The sequence below is a fragment of the Bacillus paralicheniformis genome, assembly GCF_001042485.2.
GTDB lineage: Bacteria > Bacillota > Bacilli > Bacillales > Bacillaceae > Bacillus > Bacillus paralicheniformis.
Genome location: NZ_LBMN02000001.1, coordinates 64,704 through 89,090, shown reverse-complemented (window position 1 = coordinate 89,090; position 24,387 = coordinate 64,704). Strand labels below are relative to the sequence as shown.

Annotated in this window: 35 protein-coding genes and 1 other RNA gene; 6 read left to right on the top strand and 30 right to left on the bottom strand. The window is 43.2% G+C overall.

Annotated features, from left to right (window positions below):
- Positions 1-492 precede the first annotated feature (492 nt).
- The 13 genes from ACH97_RS00480 to ACH97_RS00425 form a co-directional block, all read right to left on the bottom strand.
- Positions 493-873, bottom strand: coding sequence for an ArpU family phage packaging/lysis transcriptional regulator (locus ACH97_RS00480; protein ID WP_003185369.1), 381 nt, complete (start codon positions 871-873; stop codon positions 493-495).
- A gap of 112 nt (positions 874-985) precedes the next feature.
- Positions 986-1,384: a YopX family protein gene (locus ACH97_RS22580; protein ID WP_048350602.1), complete on the bottom strand. Its 399-nt coding sequence runs from the start codon at positions 1,382-1,384 to the stop codon at positions 986-988.
- Between the two features lie 15 nt (positions 1,385-1,399).
- Complete coding sequence (locus tag ACH97_RS00470; protein ID WP_048350603.1) at positions 1,400-1,915, bottom strand: putative metallopeptidase; 516 nt, start codon at positions 1,913-1,915, stop codon at positions 1,400-1,402.
- A 3-nt stretch (positions 1,916-1,918) separates the two neighbouring features.
- Positions 1,919-2,089 carry a Fur-regulated basic protein FbpA gene (locus ACH97_RS22575; RefSeq protein WP_071583658.1) on the bottom strand — a complete coding sequence of 57 codons (171 nt, stop codon included), beginning with the start codon at positions 2,087-2,089 and terminating at the stop codon, positions 1,919-1,921.
- Positions 2,086-2,625, bottom strand: coding sequence for an ERCC4 domain-containing protein (locus tag ACH97_RS00465; protein WP_009329253.1), 540 nt, complete (start codon positions 2,623-2,625; stop codon positions 2,086-2,088). Before ACH97_RS00465 ends, ACH97_RS22575 begins: the two co-directional genes overlap by 4 nt.
- Positions 2,622-3,059: a hypothetical protein gene (locus ACH97_RS00460; RefSeq protein ID WP_044789372.1), complete on the bottom strand. Its 438-nt coding sequence runs from the start codon at positions 3,057-3,059 to the stop codon at positions 2,622-2,624. Before ACH97_RS00460 ends, ACH97_RS00465 begins: the two co-directional genes overlap by 4 nt.
- Positions 3,037-3,300, bottom strand: a complete 264-nt coding sequence (locus ACH97_RS00455) for a hypothetical protein (RefSeq protein ID WP_016886542.1) — start codon at positions 3,298-3,300, stop codon at positions 3,037-3,039. Before ACH97_RS00455 ends, ACH97_RS00460 begins: the two co-directional genes overlap by 23 nt.
- 275 nt (positions 3,301-3,575) lie before the next feature.
- Positions 3,576-6,008 carry a phage/plasmid primase, P4 family gene (locus ACH97_RS00450; protein WP_048350604.1) on the bottom strand — a complete coding sequence of 811 codons (2,433 nt, stop codon included), beginning with the start codon at positions 6,006-6,008 and terminating at the stop codon, positions 3,576-3,578.
- A 60-nt stretch (positions 6,009-6,068) separates the two neighbouring features.
- On the bottom strand, positions 6,069-6,506 hold the full coding sequence (locus ACH97_RS00445; RefSeq protein ID WP_003185383.1) for a DUF669 domain-containing protein: 438 nt from the start codon (positions 6,504-6,506) through the stop codon (positions 6,069-6,071).
- On the bottom strand, positions 6,506-7,438 hold the full coding sequence (locus ACH97_RS00440; RefSeq protein WP_011198320.1) for an AAA family ATPase: 933 nt from the start codon (positions 7,436-7,438) through the stop codon (positions 6,506-6,508). Before ACH97_RS00440 ends, ACH97_RS00445 begins: the two co-directional genes overlap by 1 nt.
- Before the next feature lie 3 nt (positions 7,439-7,441).
- Positions 7,442-8,002, bottom strand: coding sequence for a host-nuclease inhibitor Gam family protein (locus tag ACH97_RS00435; protein ID WP_048350605.1), 561 nt, complete (start codon positions 8,000-8,002; stop codon positions 7,442-7,444).
- Between the two features lie 91 nt (positions 8,003-8,093).
- A complete protein-coding gene (locus ACH97_RS00430; RefSeq protein WP_048350606.1) occupies positions 8,094-8,336 on the bottom strand; it encodes a hypothetical protein in 243 nt (80 codons plus the stop codon).
- Positions 8,337-8,423: 87 nt separating this feature from the next.
- Positions 8,424-8,690 carry a YqaH family protein gene (locus tag ACH97_RS00425; RefSeq protein WP_009330095.1) on the bottom strand — a complete coding sequence of 89 codons (267 nt, stop codon included), beginning with the start codon at positions 8,688-8,690 and terminating at the stop codon, positions 8,424-8,426.
- Positions 8,691-8,753: 63 nt separating this feature from the next.
- Here ACH97_RS00425 and ACH97_RS00420 point away from each other — a divergent pair, with 63 nt between their 5' ends.
- Positions 8,754-9,305: a hypothetical protein gene (locus tag ACH97_RS00420; protein ID WP_048350607.1), complete on the top strand. Its 552-nt coding sequence runs from the start codon at positions 8,754-8,756 to the stop codon at positions 9,303-9,305.
- Here the strand turns inward: ACH97_RS00420 and ACH97_RS23305 are convergent.
- The 6 genes from ACH97_RS23305 to ACH97_RS00395 form a co-directional block, all read right to left on the bottom strand.
- Positions 9,277-9,432, bottom strand: a complete 156-nt coding sequence (locus ACH97_RS23305) for a hypothetical protein (protein WP_155266364.1) — start codon at positions 9,430-9,432, stop codon at positions 9,277-9,279. The genes ACH97_RS00420 and ACH97_RS23305 overlap by 29 nt on opposite strands.
- A 125-nt stretch (positions 9,433-9,557) precedes the next feature.
- Complete coding sequence (locus ACH97_RS00415) at positions 9,558-10,112, bottom strand: hypothetical protein (RefSeq protein WP_048350315.1); 555 nt, start codon at positions 10,110-10,112, stop codon at positions 9,558-9,560.
- 57 nt (positions 10,113-10,169) lie between these two features.
- Positions 10,170-10,358, bottom strand: coding sequence for a hypothetical protein (locus ACH97_RS00410; RefSeq protein WP_016886536.1), 189 nt, complete (start codon positions 10,356-10,358; stop codon positions 10,170-10,172).
- Positions 10,359-10,489: 131 nt separating this feature from the next.
- Positions 10,490-10,678 (bottom strand): helix-turn-helix transcriptional regulator, encoded by a 189-nt coding sequence (locus tag ACH97_RS00405; RefSeq protein ID WP_003185403.1) that lies wholly within the window; start codon positions 10,676-10,678, stop codon positions 10,490-10,492.
- Entirely contained in the window at positions 10,675-11,469 is a 795-nt protein-coding gene (locus ACH97_RS00400) for an ORF6N domain-containing protein (RefSeq protein ID WP_003185404.1), read from the bottom strand. The genes ACH97_RS00405 and ACH97_RS00400 overlap by 4 nt, the downstream gene beginning before the upstream one ends.
- 24 nt (positions 11,470-11,493) lie before the next feature.
- Positions 11,494-11,712 (bottom strand): helix-turn-helix domain-containing protein, encoded by a 219-nt coding sequence (locus tag ACH97_RS00395; protein ID WP_003185407.1) that lies wholly within the window; start codon positions 11,710-11,712, stop codon positions 11,494-11,496.
- Between the two features lie 176 nt (positions 11,713-11,888).
- Here ACH97_RS00395 and ACH97_RS00390 point away from each other — a divergent pair, with 176 nt between their 5' ends.
- Together ACH97_RS00390 and ACH97_RS00385 are read left to right on the top strand one after the other, a co-directional pair.
- Positions 11,889-12,527, top strand: a complete 639-nt coding sequence (locus ACH97_RS00390) for a LexA family protein (RefSeq protein WP_003185408.1) — start codon at positions 11,889-11,891, stop codon at positions 12,525-12,527.
- A gap of 70 nt (positions 12,528-12,597) precedes the next feature.
- On the top strand, positions 12,598-13,692 hold the full coding sequence (locus ACH97_RS00385) for a tyrosine-type recombinase/integrase (RefSeq protein ID WP_003185410.1): 1,095 nt from the start codon (positions 12,598-12,600) through the stop codon (positions 13,690-13,692).
- Positions 13,693-13,771: 79 nt separating this feature from the next.
- On the opposite strand, the gene ssrA is transcribed toward ACH97_RS00385, so the two are convergent.
- From ssrA to ACH97_RS00355, 7 genes are all read right to left on the bottom strand, one after another.
- Positions 13,772-14,127, bottom strand: a transfer-messenger RNA (tmRNA) gene (gene ssrA, locus ACH97_RS22570).
- A 116-nt stretch (positions 14,128-14,243) separates the two neighbouring features.
- Positions 14,244-14,717, bottom strand: coding sequence for an SsrA-binding protein SmpB (smpB, locus tag ACH97_RS00380; RefSeq protein ID WP_009329604.1), 474 nt, complete (start codon positions 14,715-14,717; stop codon positions 14,244-14,246).
- Positions 14,718-14,832: 115 nt separating this feature from the next.
- Complete coding sequence (rnr, locus tag ACH97_RS00375; protein ID WP_020452983.1) at positions 14,833-17,136, bottom strand: ribonuclease R; 2,304 nt, start codon at positions 17,134-17,136, stop codon at positions 14,833-14,835.
- A gap of 13 nt (positions 17,137-17,149) precedes the next feature.
- The gene (locus tag ACH97_RS00370; protein ID WP_020452984.1) at positions 17,150-17,896 is read right to left on the bottom strand and encodes an alpha/beta hydrolase; all 747 of its coding nucleotides are present in this window, start codon (positions 17,894-17,896) and stop codon (positions 17,150-17,152) included.
- 140 nt (positions 17,897-18,036) lie between these two features.
- Positions 18,037-18,267 carry a preprotein translocase subunit SecG gene (gene secG / locus ACH97_RS00365; protein ID WP_003185418.1) on the bottom strand — a complete coding sequence of 77 codons (231 nt, stop codon included), beginning with the start codon at positions 18,265-18,267 and terminating at the stop codon, positions 18,037-18,039.
- Between the two features lie 164 nt (positions 18,268-18,431).
- Positions 18,432-18,713, bottom strand: coding sequence for an AbrB/MazE/SpoVT family DNA-binding domain-containing protein (locus ACH97_RS00360; protein WP_020452985.1), 282 nt, complete (start codon positions 18,711-18,713; stop codon positions 18,432-18,434).
- A gap of 28 nt (positions 18,714-18,741) precedes the next feature.
- Positions 18,742-18,975, bottom strand: a complete 234-nt coding sequence (locus ACH97_RS00355; RefSeq protein ID WP_164470226.1) for a helix-turn-helix domain-containing protein — start codon at positions 18,973-18,975, stop codon at positions 18,742-18,744.
- Positions 18,976-19,127: 152 nt separating this feature from the next.
- Here ACH97_RS00355 and ACH97_RS00350 point away from each other — a divergent pair, with 152 nt between their 5' ends.
- Together ACH97_RS00350 and ACH97_RS00345 are read left to right on the top strand one after the other, a co-directional pair.
- Entirely contained in the window at positions 19,128-19,529 is a 402-nt protein-coding gene (locus ACH97_RS00350; protein ID WP_020452987.1) for a transcriptional regulator, read from the top strand.
- Positions 19,530-19,701: 172 nt separating this feature from the next.
- Positions 19,702-20,100 carry a helix-turn-helix domain-containing protein gene (locus ACH97_RS00345; RefSeq protein ID WP_023856314.1) on the top strand — a complete coding sequence of 133 codons (399 nt, stop codon included), beginning with the start codon at positions 19,702-19,704 and terminating at the stop codon, positions 20,098-20,100.
- Between the two features lie 48 nt (positions 20,101-20,148).
- Here ACH97_RS00345 and ACH97_RS00340 read toward each other — a convergent pair whose 3' ends face one another.
- The 4 genes from ACH97_RS00340 to ACH97_RS00325 are packed head-to-tail and all read right to left on the bottom strand — an operon-like array spanning position 20,149 to position 23,588.
- Positions 20,149-20,826 (bottom strand): ABC transporter permease, encoded by a 678-nt coding sequence (locus ACH97_RS00340; protein WP_020452989.1) that lies wholly within the window; start codon positions 20,824-20,826, stop codon positions 20,149-20,151.
- Between the two features lie 16 nt (positions 20,827-20,842).
- A complete protein-coding gene (gene opuCC, locus ACH97_RS00335) occupies positions 20,843-21,760 on the bottom strand; it encodes an osmoprotectant ABC transporter substrate-binding lipoprotein OpuCC (RefSeq protein ID WP_020452990.1) in 918 nt (305 codons plus the stop codon).
- Positions 21,761-21,773: 13 nt separating this feature from the next.
- A complete protein-coding gene (locus tag ACH97_RS00330) occupies positions 21,774-22,427 on the bottom strand; it encodes an ABC transporter permease (RefSeq protein ID WP_020452991.1) in 654 nt (217 codons plus the stop codon).
- A 21-nt stretch (positions 22,428-22,448) separates the two neighbouring features.
- Positions 22,449-23,588, bottom strand: a complete 1,140-nt coding sequence (locus ACH97_RS00325; protein WP_020452992.1) for a betaine/proline/choline family ABC transporter ATP-binding protein — start codon at positions 23,586-23,588, stop codon at positions 22,449-22,451.
- A 257-nt stretch (positions 23,589-23,845) separates the two neighbouring features.
- Between ACH97_RS00325 and ACH97_RS00320 the strand changes: the two genes are divergently transcribed.
- Entirely contained in the window at positions 23,846-24,385 is a 540-nt protein-coding gene (locus ACH97_RS00320) for a GbsR/MarR family transcriptional regulator (protein ID WP_020452993.1), read from the top strand.
- Positions 24,386-24,387 lie beyond the last annotated feature (2 nt).

Below are 24,387 nucleotides of genomic sequence, written 5' to 3'. Positions count from 1 at the left end.
GGATACCTCTTGAAAAAAGGGGTAATTCTCGATGTATTTTATTTTATGCAATAAATTTTAAAAAATAAACTTGTCTACTCGCTTAATACCATAATACTCGATAGTCCAGTCTTGGACTGTCCTCTTATCTTAGTTGTACAATTCCTCCTTACGCTAAACGCTTATTCAAATTTGCGCCTTACACATACTCCGGGAGGAAGCCAAGCATTGTAAGGCAGCATGTCCAAAAAACATACTTCATATAATCTCCCGATACCAAAGCCGCAAGACTAGCGCGATCCGGCTCAGAATGCTCCTCCCGTTTGGCTTCATTCTTCATCGCCTTAATTTGAGTATCCGAATTCACCTTGATAAGGGAATGGTGCGTATCCCGTTATTTCTTGATAAGTAAATCTTATCGACAAATTACGCATAAAAATTCCCCCTCTTTATCCCCCCGATTATCGGAAAAATGTCGGGATTTTGTCGGGTTTTTCTCGATGAAAAAAGCACTCAGATAATTCCGAGTGCTGTTGCAATACGGCAGATTGCCCGCTGCTTTATTTCATAATAGGTATCCTTTTTCATGCCGAGTTCCATATAAATATTGATGTCTTTCACCCTGGCAGCCGTCAGGTATTTCTTTTCGATAATTAAACGTTCCTCATCGTCCAAGCTGTTTTGTAAAGCCCGTTCCATCTGTTTGACTTTGAGTTCATTAACGGTAAATGAATCCCGGAGGGAAGGGAAAATGTTTATGCCGGCAGACGAACATTCTTTTTTATTCTCTAATTGGACTTTAAGAGCGCGGTAATTTTTCAGTTCTTTGATGACTATTTTTCGAACGGCTTTTTCATCCACATCATCGAGAAAAGATAGCTGTTCTTTTGACATCCTTTCCCTCCATTCGTTCATTTTTCTTTTTCCCATTCCTGAATCCGTCTTTCCATAATCTCTATCCAGATTAATGGAGCGGCAAGAATGACGATTCCTATAATTAGATAAATCATAACTCCTCCTTATCGGCGCTCGCCGCCTCCAATAGATCAGGATTTTCAAAGACTGTTCCAAGATATTCCGAATCTGGCCCGCAATCGGCAAGAGACTCAGAAGGCCCGTTAATATATTCACCGTAAAATGCAGCTAAATCGTTGTCGTAAACAACCTTAAATTTTCTCCCCCAACCGTCTTTTCGGATGTCTCCCTCCCAAATCTCCCGGCCAGTTTCGTCCTTCAATCCGGTGTATTCACATCGACCAACCAATTCACAGTCTATAAATCTTGGTGAATCAAAGTCATAAGCAACCTCTAAACCTGTTTCTAAGTCATTTAAACTGAGAAATCTATCGAAAATCTTCTCGGTCGCCCGATCTCTTAACACATATCGAAACTTAATCTCTCTCATCCGTTCTACCTCCCATCATTTCACCCTTTGAAGTCTTTTCACATCATCAATATTCATTTGATAGTCAGCCTCTCGGACGGCAGCAGCAAATGATTCAATCCCTTTTTCCCAAAGGCCATGACGCTCAATGATTTCTGAAAACTCTTCAACATCATGCTCGCGGATCCCCCAACTGTCAGGATCTTCTGTGGGCCCGTACATAGTAACCCATTTGCTTGAATCATTCGGATCCGGTTCCTCCCATTCCGCGCGGGTAAAATGACAAAGCTCATGATCGACCAGGGCGGCGCGCTGCTCTTGGTTCATCGTCTTCCAGGCTTCTTTATTGATGAATACAAAAAGCATGTAATCAGTCATATGGCGCTCAAAGGCCGTGCATTTTTTCGCCTTCCCAGCCCATTTACTGTTACCTTCCCGAATGTAAAAACCGATGTGTTCCTTTGCATCTTTTAAATGTGGGTGATGCTTATCGATTAAACTTTCGGCAAGCTGCCGCACCTCTTGTGATTCTTCAAAACCCACAAATGCCATGGGTCATTTTCCCCTCTCAATTAATTTCTTTTTGAATATTTCGTCTAATTCAGTTAATGAAAGCTCATACAGCTGCCGACCGTCAGGTGTTTTAAAATACCCCATTTTAAGCAGCCGCGCTTTAAGCTCGTCCTTTTTCCTTTCACAATAAAGGGCCTTCATTAATTCATTCACACAAGGCCCCCCTTTAACAGCTCCCGGGCCATATAATGAAAATGGTGATAGATATAGTTTCCGGTCGCGCTCGGATTAATAAAAACGGTTGAGAAATTGTAACGGACTTCAAACGTTTTTAAGCTGCCAAGCAAAGATTGCGGCTTATATTGTGAGCGATATTTTCCGTTCAATATTTTTTGGTAGCCTTCCAGATCCTCCACAAGAAGAGTGAAGGGGTGTTTGGCTGCACGGATCAATTCATTTTCAAACCGAGAACGGTCCTTAATGGATTGAACCAGCTCATCAACTCCATTTTTCCGTTCGATAGCAGCGTTCAAATACATGTCCCGGCTGATCCCGTATTCCTCGTTTTTCGGGATCATGGCGGAATAATCGCCCGTCTTCATCCCTTTGAACTTGATGGATACGTTCTTTTTGCGGAGATAGTCAAGAACATGCTGGTTCTTCTGCTCCCTCGTATCCACAATAATGATCATGCTGTCGAGAATATTTTTTAATTCTGTATCCGAATAGTTATAGTGAATAATCGTCATGCTTTCTTCCCCTTAAAGTACGACATGGCACTTTCATAGATTTCTAAAGAGAGTTTGTCCGTTTCTTCATCCTCAAAATTCGAAACGGAGCTGTTCAGATCTCTCCAGCCGTTCTCCCAAAATAGAACAAGCAATCTCGCGGCTTTAGTTGCCGCATCCCACTCATGATTGAACCAGTCGTCTATTTTTGGATTCATTTCTTGATCTATGCCCATAAAATAATTGATGATTTTATCAATGGTCTGTTTGACTTTATGATCCTGCATTGAGTATTCACCTTTTAAATACTGGATGAGCCGTTTTTTATGTGACTGGACAAATTCCTCGAGCTCCGGATATACGTTCTCCGGATGCTCAATATAAAGGTCATCCCCATCCAGAACTAAAGGTGAACCCAAAAAGGCAAGGTCATCACAAATTTGTTTTGGGTGCATTGGAATCACCACTTTTTAATGCTATACCGAAAACAAAGAGCTTATTTCCAGTTGATTTTCTAAGATCATATTTTAATTGTCTTAATATTTCATAAAACGTCCGAGTACCGATAAATGAGTTTTCACGTAAACCAAAATATTCTCTACATGCAACATACAGCAATTTGGCTTCAACCTTCCCACCACAAGAACGAATACATTGGTTTTTAATGAAATCCTCAATAGTATCTGCGCAATTCATTTTTTCACCTCTTTTAAAAAGGGGTTACTAAAAGGGTTATCAAATTAAAATTTCAGTAACCCACTCGAAATCCAGTCATATCAATGGATTGAGACATTTTTTTGATTAAAGGGTTACTGAATTTTTCTATTTCACTATTAAGCTTTATAAATAATAATTAATATATATATTTATTTTTTTATTTATTTTTTTCAGTAGATGGAACATAGAAAATTCAGTAACCTCAGTAACCCCTAAATAATGTAAATCTCTGATAAACCCTTATATATCAACGTTTAAAGCTTCTTTCTATTGATTGAAGTAATCTTATCTGGGTTGCTTTTTGTAGTGATTTCAGTAACCCTTTCAGTAACCCGCCCATCATTATTCTTTAAAAATCTTCCTTCAGCATACTGATTTAATGTTATTCCATGAATAAATGTCTTGTTTTTTGCTCCTTTTGCTTTTTTAAAACCTCGAATTTCTAATTGACGATAAAAGGCACGGTTTTTTAACTCAACATCATCATTTTCATAACACCAATCTTTGTATTCCTTATAGAGTTCCTTTGCTTCGATTTTTGCAGCCGGATGAGTGACACACTTTTCAGCAAGAAAAGGGGCGAGAATGTCCATATCCTCCCGATAGCCATCTGTTGCCTTCTTGATCGCTTCCGGCTCTCCAAGGCCTTCCTTCTGCCACTTCAAACAGCCTTCAACGGCCCAGCGGAGGATCCCAGGCATTTCCGCGGCCAGTTTCTGCGGCAGCTTCTTGTCTACTTTTTCTTTTGGGATCGTGACAGTGAACGGGATTAGCCGGATCCGGCGCCAAATACCTTCATCGCTGCCTTTCACGATCGGTTTATGGTTTGTGGTAAAGAAGACTTTAAATTCCGGCGTAAACTCAAAATATTCCTGGCGCAGGAAACGCGCCGACATCTTTTCGCCGCCGGTGATCTGCTTCACCAACGATTCAGACAGCTGCTGCCCTTCTTCACTCTCAACGGCCGACACAAACCGGGCGCCGTCCAGCCGGGCAATATCATTGTTTATGGCACTATCATTTTTCTTCTTAATGAAGGTGTCACTGTTTGTCTGACGGCCATAGTCCCCGAACAAGTGCTGAACCGTATTGATAAAAGTTGATTTACCATTCCGGCCGTTCCCGAATAGAAAGAACATGACTTGTTCCGTGGTATCCCCGGTCAGTGAATAGCCAATTGCCTTTTGCATGAAATCAATAATTTCATAGTTTGGCGTGCCCTGGTCATCTATAAAAATACTTTCCAAAAAAGTTTTCCAGTTCGGGCAGTCGGCATCAGTTTGATAAGAGATAGGAGATATTTTCGTGAAAAGCAGATCCCGATCATGCGGCAGAAGTTCGCCTGTTTTTAGATCGATCACACCGTTATCGCAATTAAAAAGATATTTGTGGGAATCCAGTTCCTGCTTCCTCACTGAAACCATTGGCCGAACATCTAAAATTGTGTTCATCCGTATGTTGCGGCGCTCGCATTTCTTCGCCCAATCGTTCAGCTGCTTTTTTCGGAATTTGTCTTCTGTGGCCTTAGCCTCGCCGTACAACGCCCGTAATGTCTTAGCGGTAATGGCTTCAATTTTTCGTTTGCTGTCTTCTTCCCATCGCTTGCCGTTCCAGATCAGCCAGTCAAGCTCGTTACAATATCGAATATTCTTTCCGTGGTAGTAGACAACTCGTTCCGCGTTGCCGAGCTCCGTCAAATGAAACGCCGGCGGAGTGTCAATGATCTCTTCGGTATCCTCAACTTGAGAATTTTCGGGATGGGAAATATATACTTCATACGGCTGTTCCTGCTGCTCTTCCAGCAAATCAGAAATTGTCGTATGAGTAGAATAAACGGCCGCGGCAATGGTCATTTCTCCATATGTAGCGCCATCGGATGAATGCTGTCGATCCCATTTCTCCCGGAACAAACCTGATTCGCGAAACATTGAATCCATTTTTGCGGGATCCTTATCCGTCCAGAATGCCAAATGATTACACAAAGCCATATCTGTGGCCGAGTGATCATCATTTATCAGATGACCGTTAAACAGATCCTGAATGCTCTTCCCGTTCTTGCTGTTGAACATCCTTTCCCATATCTCCTTATTAGAGAGGTTGCTCATATCACGGGATGAAGCAGCAGGGAGTTTGGAAGGTTTCGATTCTTCTTTTTTGTCCTTCAAATATTTCTCGAAAAGCTCTTTGAGCTCGTCCGTTCGTTCTTCAACGGCCCCGATCCCGAGACTATTGCCGGTAAAGGTGAAATAACGGCCGTGGCGGTATACTTCCAGCCCAAGTTCAGGATTTTTCCTACCTGTGCCCGGCCCCCGCAATGGGATCTTACCTTTTGTGATAATGTGGACGCCCTTGCCGCTGGGTGAATATTCGGTGTAGCTGCCAATCGCCTGAACAATTTTCTCAGCGAACGGGGACAAGACACCATCCTCCACACAATGATCTATGTCTATGCCGATGAACGGATCATCTTTTGAAAACATGAAGCCGATCCCGTCATAATCTCGATCGTTATAAAATTTCAAAACGGTCGGGAACGTCGACCAGGTTCTTTTATTACTGGATTGAGCCATGCTGCCATCAATCTGGTAGGGCACTTTTGTTTTATTACCGTCACGTTCTTCGGAACGCCATAAAATCCACTGAGGGGCGTTTTTTAACTCTTGCGGTATATTCTTAAATTCGTACATGTGATAACTCCCCTTTAAAAACGAGGGAGCTATACACTCCCTCAAATGTGTTTTTTATGATCAAAACGGTACATCATCGTCACTGATATTAATTGGTTCGGTTTCCGGTGCTGGCGCTTCTGACGGCTTAAACGCTTTTACTTCCGGATATTTCTTGCCGTTATGCTCTCTTTCCCCGACAAGCAGGCGAACCGGTTTATTCAGAAACGCCTTGGCCCATTCGATATGATCCTTAAATTGCATTCCGTTTGGAAAACCCGCGGCCTTTGATGCTTGGTGAAATCTCCACATTGCATTTTCCGTAACGGTGAAATTGTCGTATAGAATTTTCTGGCCCTGGCATGGCTGCTCAACGTCAGAACGAATTTCATAATCTACGACAAGGCGCTCATTTCCGGATGCAGCCGTTTTGGCTTCAAAGTTGATAACTGTCGCTTCGTATTCTCCTGGTTTAATCGGTTCAAAAGCTTCACCTTTGCTGTGGTCTACTGTAAACATTATTTTTCCTCCTTAGTCTTTAAAGCTTGTAATCTATCAAGTGCGGCAGATGCCAACTTAATAGTCCATTGATCAAGTTTTTTATTTGCTTTGATCTGAAATTCTTCAATCATCTGGGCGGCTGTTTCGTTGCCGGCGACGATTGTTTTAATTTCATCAATCAATCGAATCCGTTCGGCTTCTTCCTCTGCTTTCACGTCAATACCGAGCTCAAGCCATTGGTAAAGCTTGCGGCCGACTTCTGGATTGAGTTTAAAAGAAGAGCCTTCAAACATGCGGGTATTATCTTTGGAAGTTTCCGCCAAATGATCAATACCAATATTGAAATTGAGCATGAATTCATACTCCATTTCGTCTTTTTGCACAGGCTTGGTCCCGACCTTACGCGGCGCCATTTTCCCCTCACTGTTCGGCTCAACAACGTACTCAGTTTTGGTCCGAAGCGTCGCCAGAATGTGGACGTCATTTTGCGTTAACGTTTTTATTAATTTCGTAGTTTCGGGCGCAAGTTTACCCCAGTTTTGAAATGAGTTACCTTGCATTTCCCCATGTTTTTCAACAATGCCGCCTTCCCCCGCCCAATTGTGGGAAAGCGAGTCAATTATGACAACTTCTGCACCGGCTTCCTTAATTGCTTCAAGAGCCATTTGATACCGTTCTGTGGTATAAGGCGGTGTAAAATCGATGTGCTTGAAGCTGCCAATCCGTACATCATCAAATTGCAAGTTTGCATACAGTTTGGCGCGACGGTGCTCAGTATCCACAACACCAATCTTTGACCAGACTTCCTTATCACTTGCATCCGGGTATGCTTCCCGCATCATTCCGTAAGCGACAAGCAGGGCGCCGGCAGTCTTTCCGGATCCACTCGGCCCGATAAAGCCGACAATTGCCTTTTCTTTTTCACGCTGTGCGTTTGTGACTTGAAACATCTATTACACCTCCACTTTGAAGCTTGTGGAGGCAGGTTCTATTTCTACGCCCGGAACAACTTGTCCATTTTCATCAACGACAACCTTTTTGCCGTCCACCTCTTTAATGGACAGAGATTTTTTAAGGTCGCCCCATTTGACATCTTCTTTGATAAATTCAGTGAGACCGGCCTCTTTCACATGCTTGAGAAGCTGATCCTTATCGGTTGGCTTAGGCTGCTCTTTAATTGTGCGGCTTTTTGACTTACCGTAAGGTGTGGAAAGTGTTTTTGCTTTCGGATCCTGCTCGAGCTGCTTTGAGTGATAAACGCTGACCAGTTTTTCAAAGAACGCCAGATTGTCCGCGACAGGTTTTAGCTCCTGAGTTTCCCATTCATCGATACGCTGCCTTTCCGTTGCCGCCAGAGCCTTGATTTCTTTTTCCTGTGTCTTTAAAGCAGCTATTTTCCGAAACGCCCAATTTAGACTATTCATGTCCGTAATCTCAAACTGTGGACGTTCCTCCTGCGGCGCTTCATTTTTATTTGAAATTTCACTTAATTCAAATGCCTGTAATGGATTCATGTATATACCTCCTGTATTGATTTTGTATTAAACACCATTTAAAATGATGTTGTGAGTTTTGTTTTTAGTCGCCTCTGCCAAGGCGGCTTTTTTATTCATAAGCTGACGGATAAAATGCAGTCATTTGAATTTTCCTGTTAATTTCAGTCTCGTACCAAAAGCTATTATCATAGGAAGGCTGATTAATCTCTGTGTTCAAATTTTCAGCGGCATCTTTCACGTTTTGAAGAGCTGCCTTTTCATTTTTACAGTGATAGACAATGTCAATCCTCCCACCATTTCTCAATGCATATTCGACAAGGTGCAATACTGAGTCAATCTGTTTTTGATCCATTTTCATCCTCCTTTTCTACCTCGTCTTTCAAATATTCCAAAGGATATCCGTAACGGTTGATCTCCGTGACCATTGGATGTTCAATATTCATTGAAACGATCTCCTTACAGTTGAAACGTTTAATCCCCTGTTCGCAAATTTGGACGCGATTTCGTGAAGCCGAACAACCTGTTCCGGGTGCTCCATCCGTTTAAGATCCTTGCAATTTAAAATGATTGTTGCCGCAATTTCTACACATCCTTCAAAATCATGTTCCTCGATCGCGGCAGGCAATTCCGCAATAAGATCTCGCGTTGAAATGAACAGCCTTTCCGCCTTTTCGCGGTCAGTTTTTAGAAATCGGTTTAGGTTCATACCCGTACCACCTTTCTTTTTTTGGTATAATGTTCCTACCATCTAAGATAGGAGTGTATTTATTTGGAGATCTCAACAATTCTGTCAATAATTGCAGTAGTCATTTCTTTATTTACATTGGCTGTTCACTTACTAAAATACTTCTCTACTTTTCCGAAACTAGAAATAAATGTGTTAGATGCTTTTTTATTCAAAGTCATCAAAGGTAACGATCGCTACGGGAAACCTTACAGATTAATACTTGAGCTCAGTCTCGTGAATAAAAGCGAACAACCTATATCCATTTACGAATACCAATTTACCTCTTCAAAATTTGAGGACCCTGTCTTTTACAAGGGACATCATAGACCTGGAGAAGAATATATTATTTCTCAAATTGGTGATGAAGAAGCATCAATTGAAATAGCCGAGTTTAAAAATTTAAAACCACCTGTAAATTTGAGCCCTTACTCTTCAGAATATGGACTAATAATATTTTTGACGATTCCTTACTTGAGTAATACAACGAACGAAATTGATGGAGAATTAACAATTAAAACATCAAGAAAAGACTATACAATTCCTGTAAAAGCAAGAAGAAGCGATTTTATAAAAGCGACAGAATTAATGCAGTAAGAGACAGAATGACACAAATACTACTGACTATAATTCCAATTAAATGAAATCTTCTGCTATCCATATGATCACCCCGAACCTTTTCAACCTCTGTTGCCGCAGGGGTTGATTTATTTTGTTTTTCCATTTTCCTACCTCCTTTTGATTTTTAGATATGCTTCTTCACAAATGCTTGATAAATCTTCATAAAACGTTCCGCCTCGCTTAAAGCAAGCCATTCTTTTGTTTTGATCTTCATTTTCTCACCTCCCTTCAATGGGTCATAACATCTATAGCAATGTCGTTTTTATCAGCGAATTCTTCAAACAGACCTTTTTGTCCTGAGGCTCTTCCTAAATCACTAACTGTCGATACTAAGGTAACCATGAATAAAGTGATATCCGGATTCTGATAATCCCAAAGGAAATCGAATACCTCTTCTTCCGTTCCTATGCAATTGTCTATTCCTTTTTCTTTGACAGCATGCATGGTACTGAAATAGTCTTTCATTCCAAACTTTTCACCATCATACTGCTTACGGATGGGGAACATCTGCATCAATTCTCCGGGTGTAAGCTTTCCTATTACGGTTTGAATGAACTCAATTAAACGCAGCTTTACTTCTAGGAAACGGCGTGATCTAGCCTTCTCCAGGTTGATCATCTTGATTCCAGCAAACGCGATTTTCTTGAAATCGTCTGTATCAATTTGATTAGTTCTTTGTATTTTTCTCGCACTCTCAATTACCGCTTTTTGAAACATCCTGTGGTAGATTGAGTAGTGGTCTGGCTTTCGAGTACCCTCGATCACTTTGAGTTGTGTTTTCATGAAAATCCTCCTCATTTGCTTAGTCCGCAGGGGCATCTTCCTCTTTTACTAGGAATGCTAGTCATCTTCCCCTACAATCACAATGTGATCTAATGCGAAGCGGAGACAGGAATCAATTAATTTATGTAACTTGATACCTGTTTCTGCACTTAAATCTTTTAACTGTTGATGTGTATCTGTACTAATCACCACAACTTTTTGCGCTTTTTCGGGCTGTTCACGTTTTAGTTCTAGTGTGCATGTCATGATAAACCCTCCTCATTTTTTAGGTCTGCATGATATTTAATTGCCATTGGTATTTTGATGTGATGGTCAGTGTATGTCGTTTCATTCCCTTGAGCTGTTGCTTTTTTTGAGTAACAGCTATCCACACTTCTTCAATCTTGAAATAGATCATTCAGAGTGCAGCCAAACAATTTGGTAAGCGCCTTTGCTTCTCTTAAAGTAAATTCCTTTTTCCCACGTTCCTTTTCATGGTAGGTCTGTGGATGAATACCGATTTTTCGAGCGACATCTTTTTGATACAATCCACGTTCTCGACGAGCAACGTAGAGTTTATGTATCATGACGCCTCACCCACACCGTACTTAATGGCCATTTCCTTCACGATCGCTAGATAAATTTCAGTCAAGCGAGCATCATCGCCAATAACGTCCATTTTGTTTACCTTGTCTATTTTTGACTTAGGCACACCGTTTAAGGCCATTTCGGATTTCTTATTCGTAAGCCTAATGGATAAACGACACCTCGCTCTATCTTCCAACAATTGATAACTTTCTTTCCTAACATCTGCATAGGCTTGGAAACCGCCTTTTGATAGCGCAATAGCATTGATGATCTTGTTCACTTTCTTTTTCCATTCAGTAGGATTAAGCGAAAGAACTTCTTTAATGTTGTCTTGCTTCTTTTCAACAGCATCAAGGCGTTTGTCTTGTTCCTGCTGCTTTAGTTGTGTACGGGCTACTGAATCAAAAATTTGCTTGAACATTTGTAGTTCAGGGCTTAACTGGGATGTATCAATTTGAGTTTGCTTGACGTTGTAATACTCATCCACAAGCATTTCATAAGCGTCCCAGGCTTGATCGGTATTTAGTGACTTCGCATGAAGCCATGCACCTTTTTCCGTCCAAAGGTAGAGCGTTTGGGCGTTTTTTGAACCATCCTCAATTTGCGTATGGTTGATAAAATCCCGTTTTTCCTTCCCTTGCAAAGAGTAAAAATGTTTCCCTTCTTTAAAGCGATTTATGTTACGTTTAAAATTCTCGGAGATCCGACGGTTATTCGTCCCATAGCTTTCTGCCAACTGGGCTGTTGTTAAAACACGTTGGTTATTCTTTTCAATAATTGATAGATTCATGGTTTCTCTCCTTTTTTTCGCATTTCATGCGACATACTGATTAAAAAAAATAACTGTTGCTTCCTTACTCGTTAAACCTAGAACAGTACATATTAGATTTGCTTCTTTAATTGAGAAAGTTTCTCCGTTACTATTGAGTTTTCTATAGAATGTACTTCTATCTACGCCAATTTTTTTTGCAAGCTCGCCGATAGTCATTCCATTTTCGACAATCTTCCCTCTTAACTTATTTACATTGACCACGCTATCACCCCCTTTTCTATTTTCGCATATCGTGCGATTTCGATTTTCATTATAGGCTCTTATTTTCTTAAAGTCAACACTAATTTCGCAAATATCAATAAATAAACGATAAAAAAATTATCTTTTGTTGCATATATGCGAAATAAGTGTTATTCTAACATTGGGAGGTGAAGAGAATGACAGTAGGAGAAAGAATAAGAAGTAGAAGAAAACAACTAAATATGTCAGTTGACCAGCTTGCCCAAAAACTGAAAAAAAACAGGGCAACGGTTTACAGGTATGAAAGTAATGAAATTGACAACATGCCCTTGACAGTACTAGAACCCTTAGCAAAGGCATTGAATGTTACTCCTGCATACCTAATGGGATGGGAAAGCACAGAACCTGTTCAGCTATCAACCAAATACCCATACTACCCGATAGGCATATCCGCCGGCCTTCCTTTATGCATAGACAGCATAGATGAGAACAATGTGGAGTACATCTTAATACCGGACAACCTTATGGGCAAATGGGCAGGTAGGAAAGACATCTTTATGATGCGGATTAATGGCGATAGCATGAATAGGATTATGCCCCACGACTCACTGATTGCAGTAAGGCCTGTACCATTATCCAATCTACGCGATGGAGATATAGTGGTTTACAGTGACGGCGGGGATTATGCTGTCAAGAGATTTTACCGCAGGGAAGATAAAGTTATATTTAGGCCTGATTCTTCCGATTTAAGTTTTACGGATTACGTAACATCTGCTGATAACATCGATTTAAGAATTCACGGAAAAGTAGTTCTATATATCGCAGAATTAGATTAAGTTGTTAGCGCTAAAAATTTAATCACAGGCGGGACGATCACCCGCCTTTTTTTAAAGGAGTGAATTTAGTATGCCTGTCTATAAAGACAAGGAAAGGGGAACATATTATTTTATCATATCCTATACAAACAGAAATGGAGAATACAAACAGATAAAAAGAAGAGGATTTAAATCAAGCGGAGAAGCGAAGAGGGCTGAAGCAGAAACCCTTTTACGACTAGAAACTGACGACGGAGAAAATGAAGATAATCCAACTTTTGAATTTGTCGCAAAAGAATACTTGAAATGGTACAAAAAAAGAAGAAAGGCATCATCATATTTAAAAACAAGTAGCATTATAAATACTCACTTGATACCAAGGTTCGGGAGCAAGAAAATTAACAACATTCGTTCAAGGGACATAATGCGTTTTCAGAATGATTTGCTTGATAGATATGCCGTTGCGCACGTCAAAAAGATACATCAAGTTTTATCGGCTGTATTTAACTTTGCGATTAAACAAGAGTACACAAAAGATAATCCAGCACGTTTAGCAGGAAATGTGGATATAGAAGAAGATAAACACATCAATTATTGGACGTTAGACGAGTTTAAAGCGTTTATTCAACACGTAGATGATCAGTTATATTATGCACTTTTTATGACACTCTATTATAGCGGTATGCGAAAGGGAGAGTTATTAGCTCTCACATGGGGAGATATTGATTTTGACAGTAACACTATAAATATCGATAAGACCGTTTATAACCGAATAGTGACTAAACCAAAAACAACATCGTCTATACGAAAAATCATGATGCCTAAACACGTAATGAGGTTATTAGCTCAATTAAAAGCAAAAACCAAGACAAAAATGACATATGTAGTATTTGGGGAATTTCATGACCACATTTCAACTACAACACTAGATAGAAAATACGCTGAATACGTTAAGGCGGCAAAGGTTAAAAAAATTCGTCTACATGATTTCCGCCATTCACATGCTAGCTATTTAATTAACAGGAACACAATCCCATCTGTCGTGGCAAAAAGGCTCGGTCACAAGGATGTGGGCACAACACTCAACATATACAGCCATTTATATCCGAGCACAGAAAAAGAAGCCGTCCTCAAAATGGAAGACGACTTCAAGACTGCTGAAATTATTCACCTTAAAGAAGCTTGATACTCTAGCGCGTAAAAATTCTTACCACAATTCTTACCACGGTTTCATAAACCCTATCAAATCAACCTTAAAACTCAAAAGATGGAGACGGTGGGAGTCGAACCCACGTCCAGAAACGTCGATTGCTTCAGCGTCTACGAGCGTAGCCCTGCATATTTAGTTTCGCTCATCTTCGTGCCTGCGGGCAGGCCCTCGGAAAGCTAGTCTGATAAGTCTCTTCCTGCGCTCTCAGACGGGAGCGCAAGCGTAGCCTACTTCGTTATGGGCTCTTAACCGGCACATAGGCGATGCGGGCAAGAGCTCGCTGCGCTAATTAGGCAGCTAGTGCTAAGTTCTGGTTAGATTTGCCAGTTATATTTAGGTGCGTTTTTACGAGATCGCCTCTCGGCTCGCAACTCAAGCTCGATCCGTCCCTGTCGAATCCGTAACGTCCCCTTGGATGAAAAGGAAGTCGGATAACTGGCTGCATCACTATTATAACAAGATCACGCGTCAATTCCAAATGGTAATGTCTGTGATCACGTTCATATAGGATAACATGGGTTCCGGCTTTAGATCAAGCCTTTTTGCCTGTCGCGGAATGCTCTTTCGATTTCGCGTTTGGCGTCTTTGCGCTTTAAGTCCTCGCGTTTGTCGAATTTCTTCTTCCCTTTTCCGAGTCCGAGCAGCACTTTCGCAAAACCGTTCTTCAAATAAATCTTGAGCGGTACGAGCGAGTATCCCTGCTCTTTCGTCAAACCGATCAATTTGTTGATCTGCTTGCGGTGCATCAAAAGCTTTCTCGTCCGCAACGGATCATGGTTGTAGCGGTTCCCCTGCTCATACGGGCTGATGTGCATATTGTGAAGAAACACTTCCCCGCGCTCAATTTTAGCGAACGCGTCCTTTAAATTCACCCGTCCGGCGCGAATGGACTTGATTTCCGTACCTTGAAGCACGATGCCTGTTTCGTATGTTTCTTCTATAAAATAATCATGATTTGCTTTTTTATTTTGGGAAACAACCTTCCCTTCTCCCTTTGGCATACGGCAACCTCCTCCCGCCTTCAATCTCACATTCAAAAGGGCGGCGAATACGTATTATTCTATCAAATGAACGTTCGCCTTACAATTTCGCCGCCCTTTTTTTGACGTGTGCCGTCTATTTTTTCTTTTTCTTTCGTTTTTGTTTCGGCGCGTTTTGAAAACCGCGTTTTTTCTTTACTTTTTTCTTTTTCGGCTTGGTGAACCATTCCCCTTTGTCAGCCGATGGAGCATCCTTTTTAGGACCCTTTTTCTGTTTTTGCTCCGGTTTCTGCCGGCGGCGGGAGCCTTTCATGCCGACGATTTCAAAATCGATGTTCCGCTCGTCTTTATTGACGTCAACGACGCGGACCGTAATCTCATCGCCGATCCGGTAGACGTTGCCCGTACGCTCGCCGATCATGGCATAGTGCTGTTCATCATAACGGTAAAAATCGTCCGTCATAAAGCTGACGTGGACAAGCCCTTCGATCGTGTTCGGCAGCTCGACAAACATGCCGAAGTTCGTAACGGAACTGATCACACCGTCAAATTCTTCACCGATCTTATCCAGCATAAATTCGGTTTTTTTCAGATCATCCGTTTCCCGCTCGGCATCTACGGCATTGCGTTCCATATTTGACGTATGCTCGGCGATCTCAGGCAGTTTTTCGGCCCATTTCTCCCTTGTCGCTTCGTCTGTCTTGCCCTGAATCAAATACGTCCTGATCAGCCTGTGGACGATCAAGTCAGGGTAGCGGCGAATCGGTGACGTGAAATGGGTGTAGAATTCAGTCGACAAGCCGAAGTGTCCGAGGCTTTGCGGATCGTATTTCGCCTGCTTCATCGATCTGAGCATAACCGTTGAAATTACGGCTTCTTCAGGACGATCCCTGACTTCTTCAAGCACGCTTTGCAGCGCTTTCGGATGGATGCTTCCGGCCGTCCCTTTGACGACATAGCCGAATGTCGTAACGAACTCAAGAAATCTCTGGAGCTTTTCTTGATCCGGATCTTCGTGAATCCGGTAAATAAACGGAACATTCATCCAATGAAAGTGCTCTGCGACCGTTTCATTGGCGACAAGCATAAATTCTTCGATCAGCTTTTCTGCTGTCGACCGTTCTCTCAAGACGACGTCCTTCGCTTTTCCTTCTTCGTCGACGAGTACCTTCGCTTCCTTAAAGTCAAAGTCGACGGCACCGCGTTCCATCCGCTTGCCGCGCAGAATCGCAGCCAAGTCTTCCATGTCTTTGAACATCGGGACAAGCGCCTCATATTTCTGCTTCAGCTCTTCATCGTCATCGACTAAAATCTTGTTCACGTCAGAATAAGTCATCCGCTCGGTCGTTTTAATGACACTTTGAAAAATTTCGTGTTCGACGACTTGCCCTTGAGGATTAATGAGCATTTCGCACGACAAAGTCAGCCGGTCAACCTTCGGATTTAAAGAGCAGATTCCATTCGACAGCCTGTGCGGGATCATCGGAATCACCCGGTCGACAAGATAGACGCTCGTGCCGCGTTCATATGCTTCCTGGTCAATCGGAGACCCTTCTGTGACATAATGGCTGACATCGGCAATGTGGACGCCGAGTTTATAATGGCCGTTTTTGAGTTTTGTGACGGTAACGGCATCATCCAAGTCTTTGGCATCTGCGCCGTCGATCGTGACGATCGTTTGATCGCGCAGATCCCGTCTGCCTTCAAGATCTTTTTCATCGATTGTATCAGGCGTATTGCCGGCTTGTTCCATCGCCTCAGCCGGAAAGTCTCCCGGGAGGCCATGTTTATGAATGATGGAAAGGATATCGATGCCGGGGTCGTTTTTGTGGCCGAGAATCTCGATAACTTCCCCTTCCGCACTCATCCGGCCTTCAGGATAGCTTGTCAGGCGGACGACGACTTTGTGCCCCTCGACGGCGCCGTTTTTGGCGTGCTTCGGAATAAAGATGTCATTCGTGATTTTTTTATCGTCGGGAATGACGAAGCCGAAGTTTTTCGTCTCTGTATACGTGCCGACAATCTTCTGAATGCTGCGCTCAATGATGCGGATGATGGCTCCTTCTTTTTTTGTACCTCCGGACTCCGTACTCAGGCGGACAAGCACGGTATCTCCGTTCATTGCCGTATTCAGCTCAGACGGCGGAATGAAGACATCGTCAAGCGAGGAATCTTCGGGGAGAACAAACGCGAAGCCTTTCGCGTGAGCCGACACCTTCCCTTTGATCAAATTCATTTTTTCTGGCAAACCGTAGCGGTTGCTTCTCGTTCTGACGACAAGCCCTTTTTCTTCAAGGGTTACAAGAGCTTTGACAAGCTCTTTGTATTCGTCCGAATCGGTGATTTCCAGCATCTCTTCCAGTTCCTGAACTGTAAGAGGTTTATACGCTTCTTCTTTCATAAAGGAGAGAAGCTTATCCATAAATTCTTCTTTTTCCACTAACCAGACCTCCTTATGTCTGCCAATCCAGCGTTTCTAAAAATTGATACACATCCTTGTGCAGTGCTTCGCGTTCTTTATCCAATGTGATGGCATGACCGGATTCTTCATACCATTTCAGCTGCTTATCATCCGTTTCAACTTCATTGTAGATGATGTTCGCGCTGTCCGTATTAATCATATGATCGTGGCGCGCCTGCACGACAAATGTAGGCGAATAGATCATGTCCACATGCTCTCTGACATCGGCAATCAAATCCTGCAGTGCTTTCAACGTGTTCATCGGCGTTTTTTTGAATTCTTCCATCTCAGCGTCAATCTGTTCCGCTGCCTTGCCTTCAAATTTCTTATAATTGCGGGCATACTCAAGCACACCCTCGTACATCGTCTCTTCGCTTTTGATATACATCGGCGCGCACATTGGAACAATTCCCTTTATGGGTACAGTGTAACCCAATTTCAATGAAAAAACCCCTCCGAGAGACAGACCGCAAGCGGCGATTTGTTCATACCCTTCCGATTTCAAATATTCATACCCGTTCATGACGTCTTTCCACCAGTCTTCCGGCCCTGTGGAAAGAAGTTCTTCCGGAGGCACGCCGTGGCCTTTATATTGGGGCGCATGGCATGTGTAGCCTTTTTCATTCAAATATCTTCCGAGCATTCTCACGTCCGCCGTGTTGCCCGTAAATCCGTGCAGCAGCAGGACTGCTTTTTTTCCGCCTTTAAATGTGAAAGGTTGTGGTTTGACGATTTTCATGATTCACTGTCTCCTTTTCATATGTATTCTTCCACGTTTAGTCTTGAAACAAACTTTATCAATCGCCCGGTCTCTTCATACAAAGACCTGCAAATAGGAAAAAGGCCTGACTTGAACATCAGACCTCATGCTTCATTGTCTTATACAAAGTAAGCAAGCGCAATCGTTAAGAAAAAGAAAAGCACGGTTAAAACGACCGTCATCCGGTGAAGAATCAAATCAAGTCCTCTTGCTTTCTGCTTTCCGAAAAGCTGCTCGGCTCCGCCGGAAATTGCGCCTGATAATCCGGCGCTTTTGCCGGATTGCAGTAAAACGACAACGATCAGTACGATACTTACAATCACTAATAAGACCGTTAAAAATGCGGCCATAACCTACACCTCCAGACAAACTGGCTGACAATAGTTTTATTTTACATGAAAAGCAAGCGCATGTCACGAGCGTTTCGAACAGCTTTTTTTATTTTTTCCCAGCGCCTGAATAAGGTATACAAAAAAAAGGAGCGGCTATGCTCCCTATCAGGCGGAATATGTAATCATTTTTCTGACAAGGCCGCCATCATATCTTCCAGCAGCATTTCTGCTCCCCTTGGGCTGAGTACGATTTTGCCGCCCGCATACGTTTTATTTTTGGTGGTGATGTCGCCGGTCATCAAGCATGCCATGTTGGCGGCGTATTTTGTCAAAATGATGTTTTCTCCGTCGGTGTATATTTCGAGCGGGTCCTTTTCATTGATATTCAGCACCCTGCGCATTTCGACCGGGAGAACGACTCTGCCGAGCTCATCGATTCTCCGGACAATTCCCGTATTTTTCACGTTTGAAAAGCCTCCTTTTTTACTTTGTTTATTGACATTTGTCAACATCTTTATAATAAAAGAGATCTTCAAATTTTTTGTTGAAATACTGAATCATCTTTCCGATCACAAGCTGTCCGGGCCTCCTTTCGCCATTTAAAACTCTGCTCAGAGTCGCCGGGGATACGCCGATTTCAATGGCAAGCTGATTTAAGGAGAGATTGTGTTCAATCATATACTGGAGAACAAAATCTCTTTTGATATGAATCTTTTTTACCATGATTACTCCCCTTTCTAATCTCTTATGTTTCTTTTTGTCTATATTGAACATAAACGATTTGTTAACTTTTGTCAATACTTTTATCATCCATATGTTTCCTATAGGCAATATTCGTACTAAAATATTTTATAATAAGAGATTGCGAGGTTTTGGCCATGACGAACTTTGGATACCATTTACGACAATTAAGGGAACGGAAAAAACTGACCGTCAATCAGCTGGCGATGTATTCCGGCGTCAGTTCGGCCGGCATTTCGCGAATTGAAAACGGAAAGCGCGGCGTGCCGAAGCCGGCGACGATCAGAAAACTGGCGGACGCTTTGAAAGTCCCGTATGAGGAACTGATGGCATCCGCAGGCTATATCAGCGCATCTACAGTCCAGGAAGCAAGAAGCAGCTACGATTCCATTTACGACATCGTTTCACAGTACGATTTAGAGGATCTTTCTCTGTTTGACAGCGAAAAGTGGAAGGTGCTCTCAAAGAAAGACATCGAAAACCTGGACAAATATTTCGACTTTCTCGTGCAGGAAGCAAGCAGCCGAAACAAAAACTGAATACCTTCTCCGCAGCGCACGCCCCCCTTTTTATCATTTTCGTCTGTTTTCGACCCTGCTGTTATTTTATCCCTTATGTTAACTTTTGTCAATATTTTTCCTGTCTAAGTATTTCCTTTAGTCAACATTTGTATTAAACTGTTTATATCATGAATTTGCGGGGGAGATGGCGATGACAATGTTCGGCGAACGACTCAAAGAGCTGAGGGAACAAAGAAGCCTGTCTGTTAATCAGCTTGCTATGTATGCCGGTGTGAGCGCCGCTGCCATTTCCAGAATCGAAAACGGCCACCGCGGCGTTCCAAAGCCCGCGACGATCAGAAAATTGGCCGATGCTCTGAAAATGCCGTACGAGCAGCTCATGGATATTGCCGGTTATATGAGGGCTGACGAGATTCGCGAACAACCGCGCGGCTATGTCACGATGCAGGACATCGCGGCCAAGCATGGCGTCGAAGATCTGTGGCTGTTTGAGCCCGGAAAATGGGACTGCTTGTCCCGCGAAGACCTGCTTAACCTCGAACAGTACTTTCATTTTTTGGTCAATGAAGCGAAAAAACGCCAATCATAAAAAGCCGAATTTCTCTTTAGCAGAAATTCGGCTTTTTTCGGCTGCCATTTAAGCGGCATCCGGATTCGGCGTCTTGCCTTTATGATGCTTAACGGGGCTCAGCGCACGTTCAAGCCATCCCATGAACAGATCGGCGATGATCGCCATCAGTGCCGTCGGGATCGCGCCTGCCAGAATGATCGCTGTTCCGTTGGTCGCGTTTGACCCCCTGACAATGATGTCCCCGAGGCCGCCAGCGCCGACAAACGTGCCGATGGCCGTGATGCCGATCGCGATGACGAGCGCCGTTCTGAGCCCTGCCATAATGACCGACAAAGCGAGCGGAAGCTCCACCATCCGGAGCACTTGAAATTTCGTCATGCCCATCGCCTTCCCTGATTCAAGGTAGGCGTGCTCAATGCTGACGATTCCCGTATATGTGTTTCGAATAATCGGCAAAAGCGAATACAAAAACAATGATAGAATCACCGTGTTGGCGCCGAGTCCCATGACTAGCATCAAGACGGCGAGCATCGCAAGCGCCGGAATCGTTTGAATGACATTGGTGATGGAAAAGACCCATTTGCTGATCTTCCGGTATCTGGCGATGAAAATACCAACAGGGATGCCGACGACGGCGGCGAATAATACGCCGTATGCTGACATTAAAAAGTGTCGGTAAAATTCCCCCAGCACATAGCTCCCGTTTTGCGCATAATACGTCCAAAGCTGCTGCAGCACTTCCATTTGTCAGCCCCTCCTTTTACTCAAAATAATTGTGCTTCTTTAAAAATTCGGCCGCGACGACAGAAGGCTCTTTCAGTTTTCCATCAACTTCGTAATTGAGCTCCTGCATCGTTTCGGTATCGATTTTTCCGATCAGTTTATTGATGGTCTCTTTAAGCTCTGGATGTTCCTTCAGCACTTTTTCCGGCACGACCGGCGAACAGTCATACGGCGGGAAAAAGCGTTTGTCGTCTTTTAACAGCTTTAAATCATAGGCTTTGATCCTGCCGTCCGTTGAATAGGCAAGAACGATATCCATTTTGCCGTTTTTGACGGCGTCATAAACGAGTCCGATCTGCATTGGAAAGGTCGAGCCGAATGAAAATCCGTATTCCTGTTTAAATCCCGGATATCCGTCGCCTTTTCGTTTCAGCCAGGCATTGTCAACGCCAAGCTTCAGTTTATCCGCGTCTTTTTTCAGATCGGATATGGTTTCATAGTTCCCTTTTTCAGCGAGTTCTTTCGTGACTGTAAAAGCGTACGTATTGTCAAATCCGTAAGAATCAAACCATTTGTAGTTGAATTTCTTTTTAAAGTCCTGCTGTACGATGTGAAGCGCTTTTTCCGGGTCTTTCTCCGCTTCCCTTCCTAGCGTACTTGTCAGATCGGTTCCCGAATAGCGCGTCGCTGAAATGTCGATGTCTCCGCCGAGCATGGCCTGGTGCTGCACATAGTTTGAGCCGAGGTTTTTGACAAGCACCGTATTGAGATCTGTATCATGCTCGATCAAAAGCGAGATCATATTGGCAAGAATTTCGGATTCGGTCAGGTTTTGCGCCCCGATTTTGATCGTTTTATCGGAAGCCCCGCCAAGACCCGGCAGCGCACAGCCGCTGATCAAAAGCGAGAAGACCAGCATGACGGCGCCGAGCCGTCTCAATTTTTTTGTTTGCATAAGAGCCAACTCCTTATGATACTTCCTTCATCCCTTTTAATCCTTGGGGCGTGACTTTGTCTTCGGTTTTCGACAGCATATAGTCGATCACAATGGCCAGTATCGTAACCGGCACCGCTCCGGCGATAATGTACTCAGGCTGGTACAGGTTGAGCCCGATAAAAATATAGTCGCCGAGTCCACCGCCGCCGATAAAAGCCGCGAGCGTCGCCCAGCCGATTAAGTAAACGGTGGAAGTCCGGATGCCTGCCATGATCACCGGCACCGACAGCGGCAGTTCGATCAGGCGGATTTGTTCCCATGCAGTCATACCGATTCCCTTTCCTGATTCAAGCAAATTTTGATTGACGCCTTTTACGCCCGTGTAAGTGTTTCTCAGAATCGGTAGGACTGAATAGAAAAACAGCGCGACAATCGCCGGAATCTTTCCCACTCCGAGGAGCGGAATAAAAAACGCCAGAATCGCCAAACTCGGCAGCGTTTGAATGATATTAACAATTCCAATCACGACGCCGGCCCCTTTTTTCATTCTCGTTAAAACGACACCGAGCGGAACCGCGATAATGATGCCGAGCAGCACCGCAAAAATGGATATATATAAGTGCTCCCATGTTTTATAAAGCATTTCCCCGCCGTTGTTCTGGAGAAATTGGACGATCTGATTCATGATTGATGCACCTCCCTACATTTAACGTTGGACAAGGGTTTCTTCATCTCCCCAAATCGAGTCGTACACGATGTCGACAAGGTTTGCCCTTGTGACAATTCCGACAAGGCGCCCTTCTTCATCAAGAACGGGAACATATTTGAATCCTCTTTTCAAAATTTTTCGGACGGTATCTCTGATGAGCGTGCCTTTTTGAACGGAGTAGACATTCTCATTGACAACCTCTCCGACCGTGACGGCTTTTTTCCGGTATTGATCGATGATTTCAACGTCGATATATCCTTTTAAGACATTGCGTTCGTCCACAACAAGCAGTGAATCGACGCGGCGCTCCCTCATCACTTGAATCGCTTCAGTCAGGTTTTTTTCACTCGTAATCGTGACCGGATTCGGATTCATCACTTGTTCGACATGCTCGATGTCAGGACGGGACTGAAGAAGCCGTTCTTTTCCGATGAACTCCTCAACGAATTCATCAGCCGGATTCCGCAAAATGTCGTCAGGCGTTCCGACTTGAACAATCTCGCCGGCACGAAGAATCACAATTCTGTCGGCAAGCTTGATCGCTTCATCCATATCGTGGGTCACAAAGACAATCGTTTTGTCCAGCGATTTCTGCAGCTTTTTGAACTCTTCCTGAAGCGAATCACGGGTGATCGGGTCCAGCGCTCCGAACGGTTCATCCATTAAAATGAGGGGCGGCTCTGCCGCAAGCGCCCGCAGCACGCCGATTCTCTGCTGCTGTCCGCCGCTTAGTTCATGAGGATAGCGGTTCAAATATTCCGGCCCCATATCAACGAGCTGAAGCAGTTCCTCCGCCCGCTTCTTCCGCTTTTCTTCCGGCCATTTCAAAAGCCTTGGAACAAGCGTGATATTCTGCTGAATCGTCATATGGGGAAAGAGTCCGATTTGCTGAATGACATAGCCGATTTTCCGGCGCAGCTCCACCGGGTCCTGATCCATTATGTTTTCTCCGTCGATGTAAATGCTTCCTGAAGTCGGTTCAATTAAACGGTTGATCATTTTCATCGTCGTTGTCTTCCCGCAGCCGCTCGGTCCGATAAAGACGATAAATTCACCTTTTGCTATATCAAGATCAATGTTCTTGACCGCTTTTTTTCCGCCTTTATAAACCTTCGATACATTTTCTAGCTTCAGCAAAACGCACACCTCCATCTGTTTTTTAAAAATTTCAACATCTCATTTATTATAAAATACACTTTGTGAAATAAAAAGTTTACAAAGTGTTTAAATTATATACATAAGACATAAAAATATATGTTAACGGCATCAATCTGCTGGTTATTCTTAAAATTACGGCCGATTTCTTTATTTTCCTGCCGTTTTAGTGTTTTCAACCGCTAGCAAAATTATGATATATTGACAATAAAATTGGCTGCCCGAAGGGATGATGTGCTTTGGAGGAAAACGCTTTAAAGGCGATTAAACAAGCGGAAGAACATTTCATAGAAAAAATCGCGGAAAACATGAATACGTACGGTATATCATCAACTGTCGGCCGCGTGCTCGGGATTATCTATATGAACAGAAAGCCGATGACTTTAAATGAACTGTCAGAAGAAACGGGCATGAGCAAAACGAGAATGAGCCAGGTCGTCCGCGAAATGCTCGATTTAAATATAGCCGAAAAAGTTTTTGAAAAAGGCGTCCGCAAAGATTTGTACGATGTCGAACAAGATTATTACCAAACGTTTATTTCATTGTTTACGGCCAACTGGAGCAAAGTCGTCAAAAAGAACAGGATGATCGGGAAGAAAATCAGAAAAGAGCTGTTGGAAGCCCTTGAGGAAGAAGGCCTTTCACCCGAAACCGAAGCTAAAATCAATGAGCTGCTGGCAGAAACAAAACAATGGATCGATTACTGCGAGTGGCTTGACAATCTGATCGCGTTTTTAGAAAGCGAAGAAATCTTCAAGCATGTGCCGAAACCTTCATAAAT

What these genes read in the sequence shown, in the direction of transcription:
- ACH97_RS00480 (WP_003185369.1), bottom strand. Translation starts at nt 873, where the DNA reads ATGTCAAAAGAACAGCTATCTTTTCTCGATGATGTGGATGAAAAAGCC.
- ACH97_RS22580 (WP_048350602.1), bottom strand. Translation starts at nt 1,384, where the DNA reads ATGAGAGAGATTAAGTTTCGATATGTGTTAAGAGATCGGGCGACCGAG.
- ACH97_RS00470 (WP_048350603.1), bottom strand. Translation starts at nt 1,915, where the DNA reads ATGGCATTTGTGGGTTTTGAAGAATCACAAGAGGTGCGGCAGCTTGCC.
- ACH97_RS00465 (WP_009329253.1), bottom strand. Translation starts at nt 2,625, where the DNA reads ATGACGATTATTCACTATAACTATTCGGATACAGAATTAAAAAATATT.
- ACH97_RS00460 (WP_044789372.1), bottom strand. Translation starts at nt 3,059, where the DNA reads ATGCACCCAAAACAAATTTGTGATGACCTTGCCTTTTTGGGTTCACCT.
- ACH97_RS00455 (WP_016886542.1), bottom strand. Translation starts at nt 3,300, where the DNA reads ATGAATTGCGCAGATACTATTGAGGATTTCATTAAAAACCAATGTATT.
- ACH97_RS00450 (WP_048350604.1), bottom strand. Translation starts at nt 6,008, where the DNA reads ATGTACGAATTTAAGAATATACCGCAAGAGTTAAAAAACGCCCCTCAG.
- ACH97_RS00445 (WP_003185383.1), bottom strand. Translation starts at nt 6,506, where the DNA reads ATGTTTACAGTAGACCACAGCAAAGGTGAAGCTTTTGAACCGATTAAA.
- ACH97_RS00440 (WP_011198320.1), bottom strand. Translation starts at nt 7,438, where the DNA reads ATGTTTCAAGTCACAAACGCACAGCGTGAAAAAGAAAAGGCAATTGTC.
- ACH97_RS00435 (WP_048350605.1), bottom strand. Translation starts at nt 8,002, where the DNA reads ATGAATCCATTACAGGCATTTGAATTAAGTGAAATTTCAAATAAAAAT.
- ACH97_RS00430 (WP_048350606.1), bottom strand. Translation starts at nt 8,336, where the DNA reads ATGGATCAAAAACAGATTGACTCAGTATTGCACCTTGTCGAATATGCA.
- ACH97_RS00425 (WP_009330095.1), bottom strand. Translation starts at nt 8,690, where the DNA reads ATGAACCTAAACCGATTTCTAAAAACTGACCGCGAAAAGGCGGAAAGG.
- ACH97_RS23305 (WP_155266364.1), bottom strand. Translation starts at nt 9,432, where the DNA reads ATGGAAAAACAAAATAAATCAACCCCTGCGGCAACAGAGGTTGAAAAG.
- ACH97_RS00415 (WP_048350315.1), bottom strand. Translation starts at nt 10,112, where the DNA reads ATGAAAACACAACTCAAAGTGATCGAGGGTACTCGAAAGCCAGACCAC.
- ACH97_RS00410 (WP_016886536.1), bottom strand. Translation starts at nt 10,358, where the DNA reads ATGACATGCACACTAGAACTAAAACGTGAACAGCCCGAAAAAGCGCAA.
- ACH97_RS00405 (WP_003185403.1), bottom strand. Translation starts at nt 10,678, where the DNA reads ATGATACATAAACTCTACGTTGCTCGTCGAGAACGTGGATTGTATCAA.
- ACH97_RS00400 (WP_003185404.1), bottom strand. Translation starts at nt 11,469, where the DNA reads ATGAATCTATCAATTATTGAAAAGAATAACCAACGTGTTTTAACAACA.
- ACH97_RS00390 (WP_003185408.1), top strand. Translation starts at nt 11,889, where the DNA reads ATGACAGTAGGAGAAAGAATAAGAAGTAGAAGAAAACAACTAAATATG.
- ACH97_RS00385 (WP_003185410.1), top strand. Translation starts at nt 12,598, where the DNA reads ATGCCTGTCTATAAAGACAAGGAAAGGGGAACATATTATTTTATCATA.
- smpB (WP_009329604.1), bottom strand. Translation starts at nt 14,717, where the DNA reads ATGCCAAAGGGAGAAGGGAAGGTTGTTTCCCAAAATAAAAAAGCAAAT.
- ACH97_RS00370 (WP_020452984.1), bottom strand. Translation starts at nt 17,896, where the DNA reads ATGAAAATCGTCAAACCACAACCTTTCACATTTAAAGGCGGAAAAAAA.
- secG (WP_003185418.1), bottom strand. Translation starts at nt 18,267, where the DNA reads ATGGCCGCATTTTTAACGGTCTTATTAGTGATTGTAAGTATCGTACTG.
- ACH97_RS00350 (WP_020452987.1), top strand. Translation starts at nt 19,128, where the DNA reads ATGACGAACTTTGGATACCATTTACGACAATTAAGGGAACGGAAAAAA.
- ACH97_RS00345 (WP_023856314.1), top strand. Translation starts at nt 19,702, where the DNA reads ATGACAATGTTCGGCGAACGACTCAAAGAGCTGAGGGAACAAAGAAGC.
- ACH97_RS00340 (WP_020452989.1), bottom strand. Translation starts at nt 20,826, where the DNA reads ATGGAAGTGCTGCAGCAGCTTTGGACGTATTATGCGCAAAACGGGAGC.
- opuCC (WP_020452990.1), bottom strand. Translation starts at nt 21,760, where the DNA reads ATGCAAACAAAAAAATTGAGACGGCTCGGCGCCGTCATGCTGGTCTTC.
- ACH97_RS00330 (WP_020452991.1), bottom strand. Translation starts at nt 22,427, where the DNA reads ATGAATCAGATCGTCCAATTTCTCCAGAACAACGGCGGGGAAATGCTT.